This is a genomic window from Bacillus sp. SJS, assembly GCF_000732485.2.
GTDB classification, from domain to species: Bacteria; Bacillota; Bacilli; order Bacillales; family Bacillaceae; genus Metabacillus_B; species Metabacillus_B sediminis.
Genome location: NZ_JAQV02000029.1, coordinates 1 through 18,615, shown reverse-complemented (window position 1 = coordinate 18,615; position 18,615 = coordinate 1). Strand labels below are relative to the sequence as shown.

Genomic DNA, 18,615 nt, shown 5'->3' with positions numbered 1-18,615 from the left:
CGCCGCTGACCTCCGAAGAGGTCCGCTCGACTTGCATGTATTAGGCACGCCGCCAGCGTTCGTCCTGAGCCAGGATCAAACTCTCCAAAAAGTAGTTTGACTAGCTCTTGTTTGTTGCTCTAGAATTAACGTTGGCACTTCGATTTGTTTAGTTTTCAAAGAACTTTTTTCATTCACTTCTTATTGAAGCGACTTGATTATCATACCATTTACTCGCTTGCCGTGTCAACAATTATTTTTACTTTTGTTTTTTCGAAATAACTTATGTATCAGCGACGTATAATAATATACCATCCATTTATCTTATATGTCAACAAAAAATAAAAGCAAATGGCGAACCATTTGCTTTTACACTAGAATATACGTTTTTATCACGTATAATGCAGCGATGCCCGGTATGCCGAGCAGCCCGGAAACTGCGGAAGTACCGGCATTAATCGGGATGTGGATTCCAATTCCTGATCCTAATGCATTTAATACAAAGAGGAGCAGGGCTCCCGCTACAATCTTGGCTGCAAGTCTTCCTGCCCATTTAATGGGATTTCGGAACGAGCCGTTCATCAGCAGAAGCACAATGGCTCCGCCGGCAATAGCAAATATGACAATCGGATTCAAATAATCACTCACCTTCACAGTACCTGTTTTGTACAAGCATATGAAGCCTGACCGCTTATTAGAACTTCCCGTCTACAGGGTAATTCGAATCTTTCTTTGTTTTGCTTCTCTTAATAGAAAGAAGTATTTCGACTCCGCCACTTTCAAATCAAAAAGAACTTCTTCAGAAGGTTCTACGCTTTTTTCTACAAGCTGCTTTTGACGATTCCATTCAGATTTATTTTTCATAAGAAGATCGATTAGCTGTTGGTTAAAATCCTGCCTTAACCGCCCTTTTCTTTTGAAAAGCAACAAAAACCCTCCTATTATAGTTCTCTTCTTCCCTCAAGCGCTTTGGATAAAGTAACCTCATCCGCGTATTCCAAGTCTCCCCCTACAGGAAGACCGTGAGCAATTCTCGTAATTTTAATTCCTGAAGGTTTTAGAAGGCGGGATATGTACATGGCCGTTGCTTCTCCTTCAATATTTGGATTCGTGGCAAGAATTACTTCCTGGATTGAATCGTCCTGAAGTCTTTTCAGCAATTCCGGCACTTTAATATCTTCCGGGCCAATTCCTTCTATTGGAGAAATAGCACCATGGAGTACGTGGTAAAGACCGCTGTATTCCTTCATTTTTTCCATTGCTATGACATCCTTTGGATCCTGGACGACGCATACCACGGTACGGTCCCTTCTTTTATCCTCACATATATAGCATGGATCCTGATCGGTGATATGCCCGCATACGGAGCAATACGTCAGGTTTCTTTTGGCGTTAACAAGTGCCTTGGCAAAATCAAGGACGGTGTCTTCCTTCATGCTGAGGACAAAAAAGGCCAGACGTACGGCCGTTTTCGGTCCTATGCCTGGCAACTTCATAAAGCTGTCAATTAATTTGGATATAGGTTCAGGATAATGCATAAAGCCTTCCTCCTAGAATAAACCTGGCATATTCATTCCTTTTGTAAATTGACCCATTGTTTGAGAGGTCATTTCTTCTACCTTTTTCAAAGCATCGTTTGTGGCAGCAAGGATTAGATCCTGAAGCATATCGATATCTTCCGGGTCCACAACTTCTTCCTTAATCTTCACGTCGATGATTTCGCGGTTGCCGTTTGCGATTACGACTACCATTCCGCCGCCGGCTGACCCTTCAACTTGCTTTTCGGCAAGCTCTTCTTGAGCCTTCTCCATATCTTTTTGCATTTTTTGCATTTGTTTCATCATTTTTTGCATATTTCCCATTCCGCCGCGCATTGTAACATCTCCTTAAATTTAGTCTTTTATTTCAATTAAATCATCGCCTACTAATTTCTTCGCTTCCGCTATGAAGGGATCTTCTTCCGCTTCATTCGCGCTTGGATCTTCATCCTTCTGATCCCGGATGAATTCTTCTCTTATTTTACCCCAATCCCTCTCAGGGACGCCAACCATTTCGACTGGTTTGCCAAGTAAATTTGCGAGAATGGCTTCAATGTTGGTTCGGACATCATTATTGTTCTCAGCGACCATTTTGCAATGAATCTCATACTTGAATTTTAGCACAAATGATTTGGACGATGCCGCAACAGGTTCGCTTTCCCCGATAAGAGCTGCGTGTGAGGCTTTATTCTGGGTGCGAAGCTGATCAATCATCCCGCTCCAGATTTTCTTGAGTGCCTCCAGATCCTGTCTTGTTGCTTCTTTAAGAATCTCATGAATTCTCCCGGCAGGAACCTTGAAATTGCTTCTTACCATTTTTGCTGCCTTTTGGTCACTAGGAGCTTGGGCCGGCTGGCCGGCTGGCACTCCGTTCTTTCTTAGCTCTTTCAGTTCTGCTTCAAGCTGTGAAATCCTCTCCAGCAGCTGCGGATCGGCTGTTCCTGTTTGCACCGCTTTTGCGGCCTCTGTTTCACAAAGCTTTACAATCGCCACTTCGAGGAAGATCCTTGGGTGGTTTGTCCATTTCATTTCCTGCTGGCTTTTATTCAGTATGTCTATGACCGCGTATAGGCTTTCGGCTTCAGCAGCATCCGCCAGTTCCTTAAACGCATCGTCTACAACGACTCTCTCCAAAGCCTCTTCAAGGTTAGGCGCAGTCTTGTAAAGCAGCAGATCCCGGTAATAATAGATCAGGTCTTCGATAAACCTTGCGGCGTCTTTCCCCTGGTCCATTAACTGGCTCAGAATTTGAAGGGCCCCTGAAACCTCTTTTCTGTGAATGGATTGAACGAGTCCCGTCAGCAAATTTTGTGAGACGGAGCCCGTTATGACCAGGGAATCCTCCAGGGTAACGCGTTCATCGCTGAATGAAATGGCCTGATCAAGAAGGCTGAGTGCATCACGCATACCGCCATCGGCAGCCCGGGCAATTACGTGAAGCGCTTCTTCCTCCGCTTCAGCCTCCTGCTCTTCCATAACCGTTTTCATCCGGTCCACAATGTCTTGAGAGGTAATTCTCTTAAAATCAAATCGCTGACAGCGCGAGATAATGGTTAAGGGGATTTTATGAGGCTCAGTTGTAGCGAGAATAAAGATGACATGTTTAGGCGGCTCTTCAAGTGTTTTAAGCAGTGCATTAAAGGCGCCCATGGAAAGCATGTGAACCTCATCTACTATGTATACTTTATATTTAACCGCAGAAGGAGCATATTTTACTTTATCCCGTATGTCGCGAATTTCATCCACGCCGTTATTGGATGCCGCATCAATCTCGAGCACATCCGAGATGGAACCATCTGCAATTCCTATGCAAGACGGACATTCTCCGCAAGGCTCGGCTACAGGTGCTTTTTCGCAGTTAACTGCTTTGGCAAAAATTTTGGCCGCGCTTGTTTTCCCTGTTCCCCGCGGGCCTGAAAATAAATAAGCATGGGAGAATTTGCTGTGAAGCAGGGCATTTTGCAATGTGCGGGTAATATGATTCTGGCCGGCAACATCCTGAAAGAGCTGCGGTCTGAATACACGATATAATGCTTGATAGCCCACAAAAGCCCCCTCCTTTTTATTCGTAGTGGAAATCCAATATGTATTATAACCCACTGCAGGCACACAGAAAAGCCGGGTCCTTTTTCTATCATTATACAGAAAAACTCACCCTATAAGGGTGAGTGTTCTATTATTATTATAACTGCCGTGCACCTTTCGTCGATTAGCGGCCACAAGCGTTACTCAAGCAGTTAGCTCGGCCCAGGCTGTCCCGCGGCACATGAAAGCTTCCACTTAATGCTGCTTCCTTCCGGACCTGACATGGTTCATGGATTTCCATTGCGCAGGACCCAGACGTCAACACCACTTACTTGAGGGCAGACCCTGCAGTCAACTAACCTCGGAAAGGGATTCGGCCTCGCTAGAGCGGATTGCGAGTACAGGGCACCGCTACCTCCCCGCTTAGCACGGCAAAATTGATACCTATTAGAAGTGCGTCTTATCGGACGCATAATTTAGTATACTCTGATTCCGGAAAAAAATCAATTCAAGGCAGATGTAAATTTTTTGAAATAGCTTTTTCAGATTTCTTCCGTTCCCGAATCTGCCGGAAAAAATCGGAAAGCAGTTTGCCGCACTCTTCCTGCAGAACTCCCTCTTCCACTTCAACCTGGTGATTAAAGCGCTCCTCCTGAAGCAGATTCATCAGGGTCCCTGCACAGCCGCCTTTCGGATCGGGAGCACCAAATACTACCCGTTCGACTCTTGAAAGCACAATCGCTCCTGCACACATCGGGCAAGGCTCAAGAGTGACGTACAGTGTCGCCCCCTCCAGTCTCCATGTCCCAAGCTCCCGGCATGCTTCATCAATAGCCAAAATTTCAGCATGAGCAATGGCACGCTGCTCGGTTTCTCTTAAATTGTGGGCAGCTGAAATGACTTCTCCATTGCGGACGATCACGGCTCCGATTGGAACCTCCTGGACAGCCTCTGCCTTTTTTGCCTCTTCAATTGCAAGCTTCATATACCATTCATCTGATTTCATGTTCCGCTCCTTACTTATAGAACAAATTAAACATGCATACCCTAACTTTAAAGGAGAGGACAAGATGAGTCAAAACCATAAAGCCGCATTACTCATTATCGACATGATCAACGATTTTCAATTCGGATATGGTCCAGAGCTTGCAGAAAAAGCAGCTGCCATTGCAAAGCCTCTCTCCCAATTAAAAAAGCTGGCTGTTTCGAGAGGCATTCCCGTCATTTATATTAATGACCATTATGAGCTGTGGCAGGCCAATTTGGAAAAAATCATGAAGAAGTGCCGCAACCCGCTGAGTGCGCCTGTTATGGAAGCCATTGCACCAGGGGATGATGATTATTTTTTGATTAAGCCGAAGCATTCGGCCTTCTATGGAACAGCCCTAAACACTCTTTTGTATCATTTAAAAGTCGATACCCTCATTTTAACCGGACTTGCTGGAAATATATGCGTCCTTTTTACAGCAAATGATGCTTATATGCGCGGGTACAGCCTGATCGTCCCGCCGGACACGATGGCATCCGTCAGTGAAGAGGATGAGCAGTACGCGCTTCGGATGATGGAGAACGTATTGAAAGCAAAAGTTGAACCAAGTGATCAGATTAAGCTCTAGCATAGTCAGCAAGCCCTGCTCATATTCTTCTATAGAAAGAAGCAGGATGAGGAGGGCATTATATGCAAATCTATATTGTCAAACAGGGAGACACCATTTCCAACATTGCCTTTCGCTATGGAACAGCCGCGAAGGAAATAGAAGAAGCCAATCAGCTCCCCAATCCAGACCAGCTCGTGGTCGGGCAGGCGCTTGTCATTCCGATTATAGGCCGCTTTTATACGATTAAAAGAGGCGATACGCTTTGGACGGTCTCAAGGCTCTTCTCCATCAATCCCGTGCAGCTCGCCCGCATTAACCGGCTGAATCCCAATAGTCCTTTACAGATCGGTTTCAGGCTTTATATCCCGGAACCTCCTAAAACTAAAGCTGAATTTAATGCCTACCTTGAACCCGCTCAGAATCAGGTAACCGAAGAGCAAAAGCAAAGCGCGAGAGAGGCAGCCCCCTACTTAACCTATCTCGGACCATTTAGCTTCCGGATTCAAAAGGACGGATCTTTAAAGGAACCTCCGCTGGACAGCCTTCCGGAAATCGCTTCCTCCAATAACGTTACGCTGATGATGATTGTGACCAATTTAACAGATGAAGGCTTTAGTGATGAAATTGGGAAAATTGTATTAAATGATCAGCAAATTCAAAACAAGCTGCTAGAAGAAATAACCATTAAAGCGAAAAAATACGGCTTCCGAGACATCCATTTTGATATGGAATATTTGAGGCCGGAGGATAAAGAAGCCTATAATGCTTTCCTTAGAAAAGCGAAGCAGCGGTTCCAGAAAGAAGGATGGCTCCTATCCACCGCCCTGGCTCCTAAAACAAAGGCCGATCAAAAAGGGAAATGGTATGAGGCGCATGACTACAAAGCTCACGGCCAGATTGCGGACTTCGTTGTCCTTATGACATACGAATGGGGATACAGCGGCGGCCCTCCCATGGCTGTATCGCCGATCAATCAAGTGAAAGAAGTGGTGGATTATGCATTAACTGAAATGCCGGCATCCAAGATTATGATGGGGCAAAACCTGTATGGCTATGATTGGACGCTCCCCTTTAAACCTGGAGGGGAATTTGCAAAAGCCATCAGTCCCCAGCAAGGCATCCAACTCGCCGCCAAGTACAATGAAGCTATTCAATACAGCCAAAGGGATCAAGCACCCCATTTCAAATATCGGGATGAAAACGGGAAAGATCATGAGGTATGGTTTGAAGACGCACGCTCCATTCAGGCAAAATTTAATCTGGTGAAGCAGCTGAAATTACGGGGTATGAGCTACTGGAAGCTTGGTCTTTCGTTTCCTCAAAATTGGCTTCTGATTCAGGATCAGTTCGAGGTTGAAAAAAAGACAGTTCCTTCCCGCTGAACTGTCTTCCTTTTTTTCGGTTCCTTCCTTCCTCTAAAAAAACAATTCCCCCAAAATGGAAACCGCTGTGATAAAATAAAGTTTGTCTTTTTTAAAAAAGTTGTCGAATATTGCACACATCCATCTATTCTGCCTGCACCATGCAGGCTTATCATACCAGTATATATTTTTCTGATTGAATTGCAGCAAAGGAGGAACCGGCATGAAAGGAGTACCCTTCATTACCGTTGAAGGTCCTATTGGCGTGGGCAAAACCTCTCTCGCCAAAGCGATCTCGGACCATTATCGCTATCAGCTATTGAAAGAAATTGTGGATGAAAATCCATTTTTGGGGAAGTTTTATGAAAACATTGATGAGTGGAGTTTCCAGACAGAAATGTTTTTCCTGTGCAACCGGTATAAACAGCTGGAGGAAATCAATTCTGATTACCTGCAGCGGGACCAGGCGGTTGTAGCGGATTATCATATTTACAAAAATCTGATCTTCGCCAAACGGACTCTAAAGGACGAGCAGTATAAGAAATACATTCAAATATATGATATTTTGACAAGTGACATGCCTAAACCGAATATCATTCTGTATTTGAGTGCGAGCCTTGATACTCTTCTGGAAAGAATTTCACTTCGCGGAAGAGATATTGAAAAGAACATTGACCCAAGCTACCTGGAGCAGCTCTCAGCCGACTATGAGACCGCGATGTCTCAATGGGAACAAATTAATCCTGAAATTCCCATCCTCCGTTTTAATGGGGACGAGCTTGATTTTGTCCACCGCCCTGAGGATCTAACGTATATCCTTAAACGCCTTGATGATTATTTGCTAAAAGGAGTAAGCCATACATGAATCTACGCGATCAGTACCAAATACCGAAGGACGCGGTTATAACGATAGCCGGGACGGTCGGAGTCGGAAAATCAACCATGACGAACGCTCTTGCCGAAGCCTTGAATTTCCGCACATCCTTTGAAAAAGTTGATACCAATCCTTACCTCGACAAATTTTACGCAGACTTTGAGCGGTGGAGCTTTCACCTGCAAATTTACTTCCTTGCCGAGCGTTTCAAGGAACAAAAGAGAATCTTTGAATACGGCGGCGGATTTGTTCAGGATCGTTCCATTTACGAAGATACAGGCATCTTTGCCAAAATGCATTATGAAAAAGGCACAATGACAGAAGTTGATTACGAAACCTATACGAATCTCTTCGACGCCATGGTCATGACCCCCTATTTCCCTCACCCGGATCTTCTCATCTACCTGGAAGGAAGCCTTGAGGATATTTTAGGAAGAATCGAAAAGCGCGGAAGACCGATGGAACAGCAAACTCCTATTTCCTACTGGGAGGAAATGCATGCGCGGTATGAAAACTGGATTAACAGCTTCAATACATGTCCTGTTATGCGCTTAAATATCAACGACTATGACATTATGGCCAACGGAGGTTCCGTCGAGCCTATTTTAGAGAAAATCAGCTACTTTATGAAGCAATCCCGCAAGCTGAAAAGATAAATTCCGGAAAGACCTGACGATTTTATATCGCCGGGTCTTTTTTTTGGAACTTTTTCCAGTTATTAATCGTATTAAAAACTATCCCGGACGAAAAAGGAGGAAAATGACTTGTCATATGTACTGGAAGTCCAAGGATTGAAAAAGAAAATCGGCAAGCGATACATAGTAAATGATGTGAACTTCAGAGTGGAAGAGGGAGAAATATTCGGTCTGCTCGGACCGAACGGCGCAGGAAAAACAACGATCATCCGAATGATTACCGGGCTGATTAACCGGACAGACGGGAATGTCCTGATCAGAGGAAAGAGTGTGGATACGAGCTTTAAGGAATCCATGAAGGAACTGGGGGCCATTGTAGAAAACCCCGAATTCTATAAGTTTATGTCCGGGTACGCCAACTTAAAGCACTACGCAAGAATGGCTTTGGAGCCTATCTCAGAAGAAAGAATAAAAGAAGTCATCGGGCTGGTAAAGCTTGATGGTGCCATTCATCAAAAGGTGAAAACTTATTCACTTGGAATGAGGCAGCGGCTTGGAGTTGCCCAAGCACTTTTACACAATCCTTCTTTGCTCATTTTGGATGAACCGACAAACGGATTGGACCCGCAAGGCATGAAGGAGCTGAGAGAGTATTTGAAGACGCTGGCTCAAAGCGGTACAGCGGTTCTCGTATCCTCGCATATCCTTGGGGAAATGCAGCTAATGTGCGATCGCTTCGCCATTATTGAAAAAGGAGTTTTAACACATGTGTCCTCCATGGAAGACACAAATCTTGCCGCTGCAGAAGAAATGCGAGAAGTGCTGCTTACCGTCAGCTCAGCGGCAGAGGCAGCCGCATTGCCCGGATTAACCTCCCTATCAGAAAATTTGTCGGTTACCGGTGATGGAACGCTAAAATTTTCAGCAAAATACGAATCTCTTCCATTAATTATTAAAGAATTAACGGAGAACGGAATTCTCGTTTATGAGATGACACCTGTCAAAAAATCATTGGAAGACCGTTTCCTTGAGCTGACGAAAGAGAAGGAGGGTGCCCTCTCATGATGAATTTAGTAAAAAATGAATGGGTTAAAATCTTTGCAAAGAAATCATCCTGGATTTATTTTATTCTCCTGGCTGTATTTCTCATCATCCTGACTGTCGCAACAGCCTATATCGATCAAGAAAAAACAGTATCGAACTGGCGTCCAGTTGTGGAGCAGGAAATCGCTGATTTAAAGCAGCAGCAAGAGGATCCAAAGCTTGAGGCCGGTGAGAAAGAGGATCTCGCCCAGCAGGCAGCTGAAAAACAGTTCTACCTGGATCAGAACGTGAACCCCTCTTTAAAAAGCAACTGGAAATATGCAAATTCTGACGGCGTTTCTCTTTTCTCAACCGTCGCCCTGTTCTGCGTCATCATCGCGAGTACGAGTGTAGCTTCAGAGTTTTCGGACGGGACCATTAAGCAGCTGCTGATCCGCCCGCATCGCAGGTGGAAGATTCTTTTGTCCAAATACATTTCAGTCGTTGCGTACTCTTTACTGCTTTTATTCTTTCTGGCAGCGGCAAACGTTATTGCGGGTACCTTCCTATATGGGGCAGGAGATTTTGGTGCAAAAATAGCTGAAACACCGATGACCTTCGGAGGCGGAGAACCTGTTATTGCGGCAGTTGGAAATATGTATATCGAAAAGATCCTGCTATTCATTCCAAATCTCATTATGGTGGTTACGATTTCCTTTATGCTATCCACTCTCTTCAAGAGCCAGTCAATGGCAGTGGGCTTTGGAATTTTCGTTCTTTTCATGAATAGTGCATTAAACATAGGTGTCCAGCTCCTGATCGGCTTGAAACAGGAATGGGCTAAGCTGCTGCTGTTCCCTCATCTTGAGCTGATGCAATTCTCAGCGGCGGAGGAAATCCTCCCAGGTGTCACGCTTATGTTTTCATTGGCGGTGCTTCTCGTTTACTATATTCTCTTTATGGCCATCACCTTCTTCTTCTTTCAAAGGAAGGATGTTAGTATTTAAAAAGACAAAAAGGATGCCTTCACGGGCATCCTTTTCGCTTTTTCCATATAAAAAATCCGCTGCACAAAATGTGCAGCGGACAAGACAATCTCCAATTTATATGCGCGTAACATAATAAGTAAATGGAGGAGGAAGGGGGATTCGAACCCCCGCGAGGTTTGACCCTCCTGTCGGTTTTCAAGACCGATCCCTTCAGCCGGACTTGGGTATTCCTCCGTGTCGACAAGAATAAATATATCAAATCATAAAATACTTGTCAACACACTATTTGAGAAAAGTTTAATTTATTTACCAACCGGTTTAATGACTTCTTTATTTCCCATATATGGGCGCAGGACCTCTGGAATGATGACGCTGCCGTCCTCCTGCTGATAGTTCTCCAGAATGGCTGCAACGGTGCGTCCTAGCGCCAAACCAGATCCATTCAGCGTATGAACCGGCTCCGGTTTTGCTTTCGGCTCCGGACGGAAACGGATATTCGCACGGCGCGCCTGGAACGCTTCGAAATTACTGCAAGAAGAAATCTCACGATAAGAACCGTAGCTTGGAATCCATACTTCCAAATCGTATTTCTTCGCTGCCGTAAAGCCAAGGTCTGCTGTACACATGCTCATTACACGATAAGGCAGGTTTAGAAGCTGAAGAACTTTCTCAGCATGACCTGTCAGGTTTTCAAGCTCCTCGTAAGAGTTCTCCGGCTTAACAAACTTCACAAGCTCTACTTTGTTAAATTGGTGCTGACGGATGAGTCCGCGTGTATCTCTGCCTGCTGATCCTGCTTCAGAACGGAAGCATGCACTGAACGCTGTGTAATTGATCGGAAGCTGAGACGCCTCAAGGATTTCATCGCGGTGCATATTCGTGACTGGCACTTCAGCCGTCGGAATCAAGAAGTAGTCCTCTTCTCTAATTTTAAATGCATCCTCTTCAAATTTAGGAAGCTGGCCTGTTCCCGTCATGCTTGCACGGTTCACGATGTAAGGAGGCAAAATTTCTGTATAGCCATGCTCATCATTGTGAAGGTCCATCATGAAGTTCAGAAGCGCACGTTCAAGCCGGGCACCCAAGCCTTTATAAAATACGAAGCGGCTTCCTGTTACTTTAGCAGCCCTCTCGAAATCAAGAATATCTAAATGGTCTGCTACGTCCCAATGTGCCTTCGCTTCGAATCCGAATTCGCGAATCTCCCCCCATTTGCGGACTTCGATATTATCATCCTCTGAATCCCCTTGCGGAACACTCTCATGCGGGATGTTCGGGATAGAAAGAAGCAGTTTTTCAAGTGTTTCTTCTACTCCGCGCAATTCTTCATCGATTTCTTTGATGCGGTCTCCAACCTCACGCATTTCCTTAATCAGATCATCTGCATCTTTTTTCTCTTTTTTAAGAGCAGCAATTTGTCCGGATACTTCATTCCGTTTGCTCTTCAGTTCCTCAGTAGCAGCAATCAGTTCGCGTCTTTTAGTATCAAGCTCTTCAAATTTTTCAAAATCTGTTAAATCTTCTCCGCGAATAGACAGCTTTTGTTTTACTTCTTCAAAATTTTGACGCAAATATTTAATATCCAGCACAGCAATCTCTCCCTTTTTTAATAATTAGGCTGTTACTTTCCATGGCATCCGGTTCGCTTATCCCTTCGCGGGCGATGTGTACCTTGCGCTTGCGGGGGCCACACCTGTCCCTCTGATCAGGAGTCTCCCTTCTTCCACGGCTTACACCCAGCCAAAAAACAAAAAACTCCCGTCCCCAATAAAGGGACGAGAGTTAACCCGCGATGCCACCCTAATTGAAGACAGAAGTCTTCCAGCTCTGCATGATAACGGCCATGACCGGAAGCATTTCAATGCTTCACTCGAGGACGGATTCACAAACTTCCAGCACCGGTTCGCACCACCCACCGGCTCTCTTAAGAAGGAATATTCGCTACTGCTTCCTGTCAATGTTTTAACGATTTCTTTGATAGTTCATAATTTACTACAAGTCTGAACCAGTTTCAACCTTTTTATGCAGAAGCTTTTTCTTTTGATTCTTTCACCATATCAAGGAACAGCTGCGTCATCCGGTGATCATCGGTCAGTTCCGGGTGAAAAGAGCACCCAAGCAGGTGATCCTGTCTCGCTGCAACGATTCTTCCGTTGTGTTTAGAAAGAACTTCGACATTCTCTCCAGCCTCAACAATATGAGGAGCGCGAATAAACACGCCTGTGAAATTTTCCCCGACTCCTGTAATGGTCAAGTCTGCTTCAAAGCTCTCCCGCTGGCGGCCGAACGAATTGCGCTCGACCTTAATATCCATGGCCGCGAGATGTCCTTCCTCGTAGCCGACAATCTCCGAAGCCAGAATAATCAGCCCTGCGCACGTACCGAACACCGGCTTTCGGCTCGCCGTAAACTGGCGCAGCGGCTCCATAAATCCGTATTTATCAATCAGGCGGCGCATTGTCGTGCTCTCGCCGCCCGGAATAATCAATCCGTCTATTTCATTCAGCTGCTCAGGACGCTTTATCGTAACAGCTTTCGCTCCGCTCGCTTCAATAGAACGAATATGCTCGCGGAAAGCTCCCTGCAGGCCTAATACTCCAATTGTGTACATATGCAAAACTCCTTTTTACCAGCCGCGCTCCTGCATACGGTTTTCAGGCAGAAGTGTGGAAATTTCAATGCCCTTCATCGCTGTTCCAAGACCTTTTGACAGTTCAGCGATTAGCGCATAGTCTTCATAGTGAGTCGTAGCTTCGACAATGGCACGGGCAAATTTAGCCGGGTTTTCGGATTTGAAAATTCCGGATCCGACAAAGACTCCGTCTGATCCAAGCTGCATCATTAGAGCGGCATCCGCTGGAGTTGCTACACCGCCAGCTGCGAAGTTAACAACCGGCAAACGGCCTTCTCTTTTAATTTGAAGAAGAAGCTCATACGGAGCGCCTAACAGCTTAGCTTCTGTCATCAGTTCATCTTCATTCATGCCTGCCACCTTGCGGATCTGGGCATTCACTTTACGAATGTGGCGGACAGCTTCAACAATGTTTCCAGTACCGGGCTCTCCCTTTGTGCGAAGCATGGAAGCACCTTCGCCGATACGACGTGCTGCCTCACCTAAGTCGCGGCATCCGCAAACAAAAGGTACCGTATAATCACGTTTGTTCAAGTGATACTCTTCATCAGCAGGAGTCAAAACTTCACTCTCATCGATGTAATCTACACCCATTGCTTCCAAAACGCGGGCCTCTACGATATGTCCGATTCTGGCTTTCGCCATGACCGGAATGGAGACAGCTTTCATGACTTCTTCAACAATTGTAGGATCAGCCATTCTCGCTACCCCGCCTGCAGCACGGATATCAGCAGGAACGCGCTCAAGAGCCATAACCGCTACTGCTCCGGCTTCCTCTGCTATTTTAGCCTGCTCTGCATTCACAACGTCCATAATAACGCCGCCTTTTTGCATTTCTGCCATGCCGCGCTTTACTCGATCTGTACCTGTATTCATTGTAAATCCCCCTCTATACTCAACATTGTAGTTTTATGTAATCATATTCTCTATTTTATCTCATATCTGTGAATAATCCTATACTATTATACGATTGCAGATTCAATATTCTAAAAGTTCACTGTAAAAACTTCCAATACCGGAAATGATCGCTAAAAAAAGACACCTTCTGCAAGGTGTCTTTCTTATTATTAGGAGAACCAGCCGGATACAGTCTGAACCACACTGTCCCAAAGACCGGCAAAGAATCCGCCAATGCCTCTCATCGTCAGAACAAACCAGTTGGCTTTCTCTACGCCTTCTTTTGTCACGACGTTGACTTCTCCGCCTGCTTCACCAGTAAGGAAACCATAATCTTTTTCTTCGCCTTTATAATCTATGACCATTTTTCCAACTGCCTCTTTTGCTTTAAAAGGAGCAGCCAGCTCGCCTTTTTCATTTAATTTCTTTTTATCTATCACATATTTAGCCTTGTAGTTGCCTTTTTCACCGTTTTTCATAGCAACCGTCATAGGCTGGTCCGTTTGGATTCCAACCTCTTTTTCTTTTCCGCTGACAACTGGAATAGAAGATTTGCCTTTAATCTGATAGCCTGCAGGGTAAAGCTCTTCTACAGAATAATTATTGTAGGCAAAATCGAGAAGCTTCTTTGTCTCTTTGAAACGAGGAGATTTTAAATCGCCTGTTCCATCAGAAGCATCCATTACAACCGTAATCACACGCATTCCGTTTTTCTCAGCTGTCGCCGTAAAGGATGAACCGGCTGAATCTGTTGAACCTGTTTTGAGTCCGTCTACTCCTTCATACTCATAGATTAATCCTTTGAGCATCCAGTTGTAGTTCGGCATGTCCGTTCCTTCTTTAAAGGTCTTTCTCGGAATGCTTGCCGTCTCAAGAATCTCTGGGTAATCCTTAATTAAACGGGAAGCAAGCTTCGCCATATCGCGTGCTGAAACTTTGTTCTCGTCATCCTCTGATGTACCCTCCGGATGATTTCCGTTTAGATCTTTGTTTTCAAGGCCTGTAGCATTAACAAAATGATAATCGGTCAAACCAAGTTCTTTCGCTTTATCATTCATCATTTTAACAAAATTTGTTTCAGAGCCGGCAACCACTTCTGCAAGGGCAATGGCTGCACCGTTTGCTGAATAAATCGCCATCGCTTCATACAATTCTTTTACTGTATAGCTTCCGTCTTTTCTGAGAGGTACGTTAGACAGTCCGCGGATTTGCGAGATGCTGTATGTATAGTCGTTAGGCGTATACGTTTGCTCCCATGTAACTTTTCCGTCTTTGATCGCTTCCATAACCAGGTACTCAGTCATGATTTTTGCCATACTTGCAATCGGGAGAGATTCATCTATGTTGTTTCCGTAGAGAATTTTTCCGGATGATGCTTCCACTAAAATAGACGCTTTTGCATTAATGCTGATTGGATCAGCTGCAGCGGATACCTGTTTCATTGGCGCAAGCACAGTAAGGAACATCGCTGCTGCCATGAAAACTGCTAAAATACGTTTTTGATTCATGCTGTTCAATAACCTCCATGTGAATTTTCTATCTATGTAATAGGTTTGACTGTGGGTAAAACATTTAAAAATGGGGATGCTATAGTATACGTAACGGCTTGTCCCGCTTGGACGGAGCTTGGTCATTTTTTTCGAAAAGAAACACAAAATTAATTCTATCATAGGGATGCTAAAAAAAATAGACAGAGAAAGAGTCTCTGTCTAAATGTTTGCTTTTTGTACACTATTTATAGATTACGATATTATCTTGAATAATTAGGCGATTCTTTTGTAATGTTTACATCGTGAGGATGGCTTTCAATCAGGCCAGCTCCGGTCATGCGGATAAATTTGCTGTTTTCACGAAGTTCGAAAAGATTTTTCGTTCCGCAATAGCCCATTCCGGAGCGAACCCCGCCGGTAAGCTGATAAACGGTATCCGCCAATGGCCCCTTATAAGCAATTCTTCCTTCAATTCCTTCTGGAACGAATTTTTTATTATCCTCTTGGAAATAACGGTCCTTGCTTCCTTTTTCCATGGCACCAACTGAACCCATTCCGCGGTACACTTTAAATCTTCTTCCCTGGAAGATTTCCGTTTCGCCAGGACTCTCCGTCGTACCGGCAAGCAGGCTGCCAAGCATTACAGCATGTCCTCCTGCAGCAAGTGCTTTTACGATATCGCCGGAATATTTAATTCCGCCGTCAGCGATAATGGAAGCACCATGATTTCTTGCTTCTGTCGCACAATCGTAAATCGCTGTGATTTGAGGAACACCTACTCCAGCTACAACACGGGTTGTACAGATGGATCCAGGCCCAATTCCGACCTTCACCACATTCGCTCCTGCTTCAATTAAGTCTCTTGTCGCTTCAGGAGTAGCCACATTTCCCGCAATGATATTCAGTTCAGGATACGTTTCCCTGATTTTTCTTACTGCATCAAGTACGCCTTTTGAATGACCGTGCGCTGTATCGAGCACAATAACATCAACGCTTGCTTCAACCAATTTTTCTACCCGCAGCATCGTGTCAGCTGTAACTCCTACTGCTCCGCCAACGAGCAAGCGGCCATGCGCATCTTTAGCGGAATGCGGGAATTCAATTACTTTTTCAATATCCTTAATGGTGATCAGGCCTTTCAGTACGCCTTCATCATCCACAAGAGGGAGTTTTTCAATTTTATATTTCTGCAAAATGCTTTCCGCTTCCTGAAGTGTTGTTCCAACAGGAGCCGTAACCAAATGCTCTTTTGTCATAACATCGGAAATTTTAATGGAGTAATCCTGGATGAAGCGCAAATCGCGGTTCGTAATAATCCCGACTAGCTTTTGCTCCTCCAGTGTATTCACGACCGGAACACCTGAAATGCGGTATTTACCCATCAAATGCTCAGCATCGAATACTTGATGATCCGGAGTTAAAAAGAAAGGATCCGTAATGACTCCGCGTTCGGAACGCTTCACTTTATCCACCTGCTCTGCCTGCTGCTCTATGGACATATTCTTGTGAATTACACCAAGTCCGCCCTGGCGAGCCATAGCAATCGCCATCTCTGCTTCCGTAACAGTATCCATACCTGCACTGATAATAGGGAGATTTAATTTAAGGGTGGGGGTTAATTCAACCTTAAGATCTACATCTCTTGGCAGGATTTCCGACTTAGCCGGGACCAAAAGAACATCGTCAAACGTCAAACCTTCTTTAGCAAACTTATCATTCCACATTATATAAATCCCCTCGATTCCGCAAAATATTATTAGTAGAGTATCAATAGGTTCTAGATAATGTCAAGAAGACCACAAAGAGTTTAAATATTAAGAAAACTTGAGAGGCATACAATGAAACCAACTAATCCTTGGAATTCCTACATATACCTGCATTCGACTGAAAGCTCGCAAAACACGCTGGAAAAAATTTATACAAAGTCATTCGGATCTCTCGCATCCCAATTGTCTTATCGAAACTCCTGCACATTCATGTATTATCTCATGCATGCAGAGAGCTTTTACAAGCAGGCAGAGGAAGCTCCCCTTTCCATTAAACCCATCCTTTACTTCTATGGCCTCACTCAGCTCGTGAAAGCAAGCATTCTTACCGAGGACCCTGATTATCCCGAAACCACCTCAGTGCTTGCCCACGGCGTCACAACACGTAAAAAGAAGAAACAGGATTACTTGTTTCTTAAAGATGAGGTACGACTCCAGAAAAACGGCCTGTTTCACCATACCGCCCGAACTCTCTTTAAGCTCAAGGAATTGGATAAAGAACGCCATACAATGGAAATGCTCCTGCGGAGAATACCCGAAATGGGGCATTGCTTCAAAGTACTCCGGAATGGGAAACCGGCTTTCCCTCTAAAGGAAGGCCCGGATGCCATCTATCTATCATCTGAAGCAGCCGTCGCCTATCACATCACCGATAAAAGGCTGGCGGAAACAATCGAACACCTTACCGGCTTGGAAACCGCCATTTCAGATGGAGAAAAGATAATGCTGAAAAAAGAAAGCCTTTCTCCATTTTCAACGGCCATACTCTCCTACAGCCTCGAAAAAAAGGAGTACACGCTGCCCGCTGAAAAAGAACAGCTGTTTATCATGCCTGAACTGCTCACTCATTACCTGCTGCTCTACAACCTCAGCATGATCTCAAGATACGAAACAGAATGGTGGTACGACCTGATACAAAACCGCTCAACAAATGACTATATTTACATTACCGCTTTTATGGAAATCACCGCCTGGAAAATTCCTGAGCTGATTTGGCTGTATTTGAGTGAACGGATTTAGGGATGGGTGGGGTTTAGGTGGGGTTTGGCTGGGATCAACAGGAGGTTCGGCGCTATTGCAATGTGATTGAGGCGAAGGGGTGAATTTTTTAGGAGTGGACCATTAATATCTCAAATTCACGATCAAAACTCCTCTATTTTGGTTCAAAACTGTTCAAATGGCATGACATTACGGAGTAGTGGAGGCGAAATAGGGTTAGAATCGAGGTAGATTCATTCGTTTCTGTTGCGGCATTGGGGTAGCTGGAGAGGATATCGGCTATTCTGGAGCGGATATCGACCGAAATTTGGATATATCGGCGATTATTTTGAGATATCGACCAAAATTCTAATATATCGACGATTATTTCGATTTATCGACTAAAATGAGCGGATATCGACTTTTCGGGAGGATTCGACAGAGATCACAGCCCCCTCTATTCGTTGGATCCCCTTCCGCAGCCAGCACCATCCAGTACGGTCCGCCAGTCTCACTCTAAAACTAAGTCCAGCCAAACGTTGAGCTAGTAAACACTAAGTTCAACTGATTCGAGTATTCCGCCTCCTTCTCCTTCCCTCCACTCATGGCGTATCCCGAATCACGTATCCGCTACCCTGTCTTTCTCACTCAACCCCCAGACCCAAACAAAAAAAGACCCACCCCCTAAGGGGCAAGCCTTTTTTTCATGTACCTGGCAACGTCCTACTCTCACAGGGGGAAACCCCCAACTACCATCGGCGCTAAAGAGCTTAACTTCCGTGTTCGGTATGGGAACGGGTGTGACCTCTCTGCCATAATTACCAGATATG

At 44.9% G+C, this 18,615-nt stretch carries 18 protein-coding genes, 1 tRNA gene, 2 rRNA genes, 1 other RNA gene and 1 other annotated feature; of the genes, 7 read left to right on the top strand and 15 right to left on the bottom strand.

All coding sequences use genetic code 11. From position 1 onward, the window contains the following. The 8 genes from AS29_RS17400 to tadA form a co-directional block, all read right to left on the bottom strand. Positions 1–91 (bottom strand): 16S ribosomal RNA (locus AS29_RS17400); the annotation flags it as partial. Positions 92–348: 257 nt separating this feature from the next. Continuing rightward, positions 349–615, bottom strand: a complete 267-nt coding sequence (locus tag AS29_RS17395) for a pro-sigmaK processing inhibitor BofA family protein (RefSeq protein WP_035412691.1) — start codon at positions 613–615, stop codon at positions 349–351. A gap of 72 nt (positions 616–687) precedes the next feature. Continuing rightward, positions 688–906: a YaaL family protein gene (locus tag AS29_RS17390; protein WP_035412688.1), complete on the bottom strand. Its 219-nt coding sequence runs from the start codon at positions 904–906 to the stop codon at positions 688–690. A gap of 14 nt (positions 907–920) precedes the next feature. Next, complete coding sequence (recR, locus tag AS29_RS17385; RefSeq protein WP_035412686.1) at positions 921–1,517, bottom strand: recombination mediator RecR; 597 nt, start codon at positions 1,515–1,517, stop codon at positions 921–923. 12 nt (positions 1,518–1,529) lie between these two features. Continuing rightward, positions 1,530–1,853: a YbaB/EbfC family nucleoid-associated protein gene (locus AS29_RS17380; protein ID WP_035412683.1), complete on the bottom strand. Its 324-nt coding sequence runs from the start codon at positions 1,851–1,853 to the stop codon at positions 1,530–1,532. 18 nt (positions 1,854–1,871) lie between these two features. Continuing rightward, positions 1,872–3,563, bottom strand: coding sequence for a DNA polymerase III subunit gamma/tau (gene dnaX / locus AS29_RS17375; protein WP_035412679.1), 1,692 nt, complete (start codon positions 3,561–3,563; stop codon positions 1,872–1,874). A gap of 145 nt (positions 3,564–3,708) precedes the next feature. Continuing rightward, an RNA gene (gene ffs, locus AS29_RS17370) (signal recognition particle sRNA large type) lies at positions 3,709–3,974 on the bottom strand. A gap of 76 nt (positions 3,975–4,050) precedes the next feature. Continuing rightward, positions 4,051–4,548 (bottom strand): tRNA adenosine(34) deaminase TadA, encoded by a 498-nt coding sequence (gene tadA, locus AS29_RS17365; RefSeq protein WP_035412676.1) that lies wholly within the window; start codon positions 4,546–4,548, stop codon positions 4,051–4,053. A gap of 64 nt (positions 4,549–4,612) precedes the next feature. Here tadA and AS29_RS17360 point away from each other — a divergent pair, with 64 nt between their 5' ends. The 6 genes from AS29_RS17360 to AS29_RS17335 all read left to right on the top strand — a co-directional run bounded on the left by AS29_RS17360 (position 4,613) and on the right by AS29_RS17335 (position 10,040). Then, a complete protein-coding gene (locus tag AS29_RS17360; RefSeq protein WP_035412673.1) occupies positions 4,613–5,158 on the top strand; it encodes an isochorismatase family cysteine hydrolase in 546 nt (181 codons plus the stop codon). A 62-nt stretch (positions 5,159–5,220) separates the two neighbouring features. Further along, positions 5,221–6,522: a glycoside hydrolase family 18 protein gene (locus AS29_RS17355; protein WP_035412670.1), complete on the top strand. Its 1,302-nt coding sequence runs from the start codon at positions 5,221–5,223 to the stop codon at positions 6,520–6,522. A 202-nt stretch (positions 6,523–6,724) separates the two neighbouring features. Continuing rightward, positions 6,725–7,366: a deoxynucleoside kinase gene (locus AS29_RS17350; RefSeq protein ID WP_035412668.1), complete on the top strand. Its 642-nt coding sequence runs from the start codon at positions 6,725–6,727 to the stop codon at positions 7,364–7,366. Beyond that, positions 7,363–8,031, top strand: coding sequence for a deoxynucleoside kinase (locus AS29_RS17345; RefSeq protein ID WP_035412665.1), 669 nt, complete (start codon positions 7,363–7,365; stop codon positions 8,029–8,031). The genes AS29_RS17350 and AS29_RS17345 overlap by 4 nt, the downstream gene beginning before the upstream one ends. A 108-nt stretch (positions 8,032–8,139) precedes the next feature. Beyond that, a complete protein-coding gene (locus AS29_RS17340; RefSeq protein ID WP_035412661.1) occupies positions 8,140–9,075 on the top strand; it encodes an ABC transporter ATP-binding protein in 936 nt (311 codons plus the stop codon). Continuing rightward, on the top strand, positions 9,072–10,040 hold the full coding sequence (locus AS29_RS17335) for an ABC transporter permease subunit (protein ID WP_035412659.1): 969 nt from the start codon (positions 9,072–9,074) through the stop codon (positions 10,038–10,040). The genes AS29_RS17340 and AS29_RS17335 overlap by 4 nt, the downstream gene beginning before the upstream one ends. Before the next feature lie 123 nt (positions 10,041–10,163). Here the strand turns inward: AS29_RS17335 and AS29_RS17330 are convergent. From AS29_RS17330 to guaB, 6 genes are all read right to left on the bottom strand, one after another. Beyond that, positions 10,164–10,256, bottom strand: a tRNA-Ser gene (locus AS29_RS17330). 68 nt (positions 10,257–10,324) lie between these two features. After that, complete coding sequence (serS, locus tag AS29_RS17325; protein WP_035412656.1) at positions 10,325–11,611, bottom strand: serine--tRNA ligase; 1,287 nt, start codon at positions 11,609–11,611, stop codon at positions 10,325–10,327. 179 nt (positions 11,612–11,790) lie between these two features. After that, positions 11,791–11,989, bottom strand: a binding site (T-box leader). Positions 11,990–12,042: 53 nt separating this feature from the next. Then, positions 12,043–12,633, bottom strand: coding sequence for a pyridoxal 5'-phosphate synthase glutaminase subunit PdxT (gene pdxT / locus AS29_RS17320; protein WP_035412653.1), 591 nt, complete (start codon positions 12,631–12,633; stop codon positions 12,043–12,045). 15 nt (positions 12,634–12,648) lie between these two features. Next, positions 12,649–13,530, bottom strand: a complete 882-nt coding sequence (pdxS, locus tag AS29_RS17315) for a pyridoxal 5'-phosphate synthase lyase subunit PdxS (protein WP_035412651.1) — start codon at positions 13,528–13,530, stop codon at positions 12,649–12,651. Between the two features lie 191 nt (positions 13,531–13,721). Continuing rightward, positions 13,722–15,068 carry a serine hydrolase gene (locus AS29_RS17310; protein WP_442854540.1) on the bottom strand — a complete coding sequence of 449 codons (1,347 nt, stop codon included), beginning with the start codon at positions 15,066–15,068 and terminating at the stop codon, positions 13,722–13,724. 233 nt (positions 15,069–15,301) lie between these two features. Next, entirely contained in the window at positions 15,302–16,765 is a 1,464-nt protein-coding gene (gene guaB, locus AS29_RS17305) for an IMP dehydrogenase (RefSeq protein WP_035412646.1), read from the bottom strand. A gap of 114 nt (positions 16,766–16,879) precedes the next feature. Here guaB and AS29_RS17300 point away from each other — a divergent pair, with 114 nt between their 5' ends. Continuing rightward, entirely contained in the window at positions 16,880–17,827 is a 948-nt protein-coding gene (locus AS29_RS17300; RefSeq protein ID WP_035412643.1) for a YaaC family protein, read from the top strand. Between the two features lie 668 nt (positions 17,828–18,495). Here the strand turns inward: AS29_RS17300 and rrf are convergent. Beyond that, positions 18,496–18,611, bottom strand: a 5S ribosomal RNA gene (gene rrf / locus AS29_RS17295). Positions 18,612–18,615 lie beyond the last annotated feature (4 nt).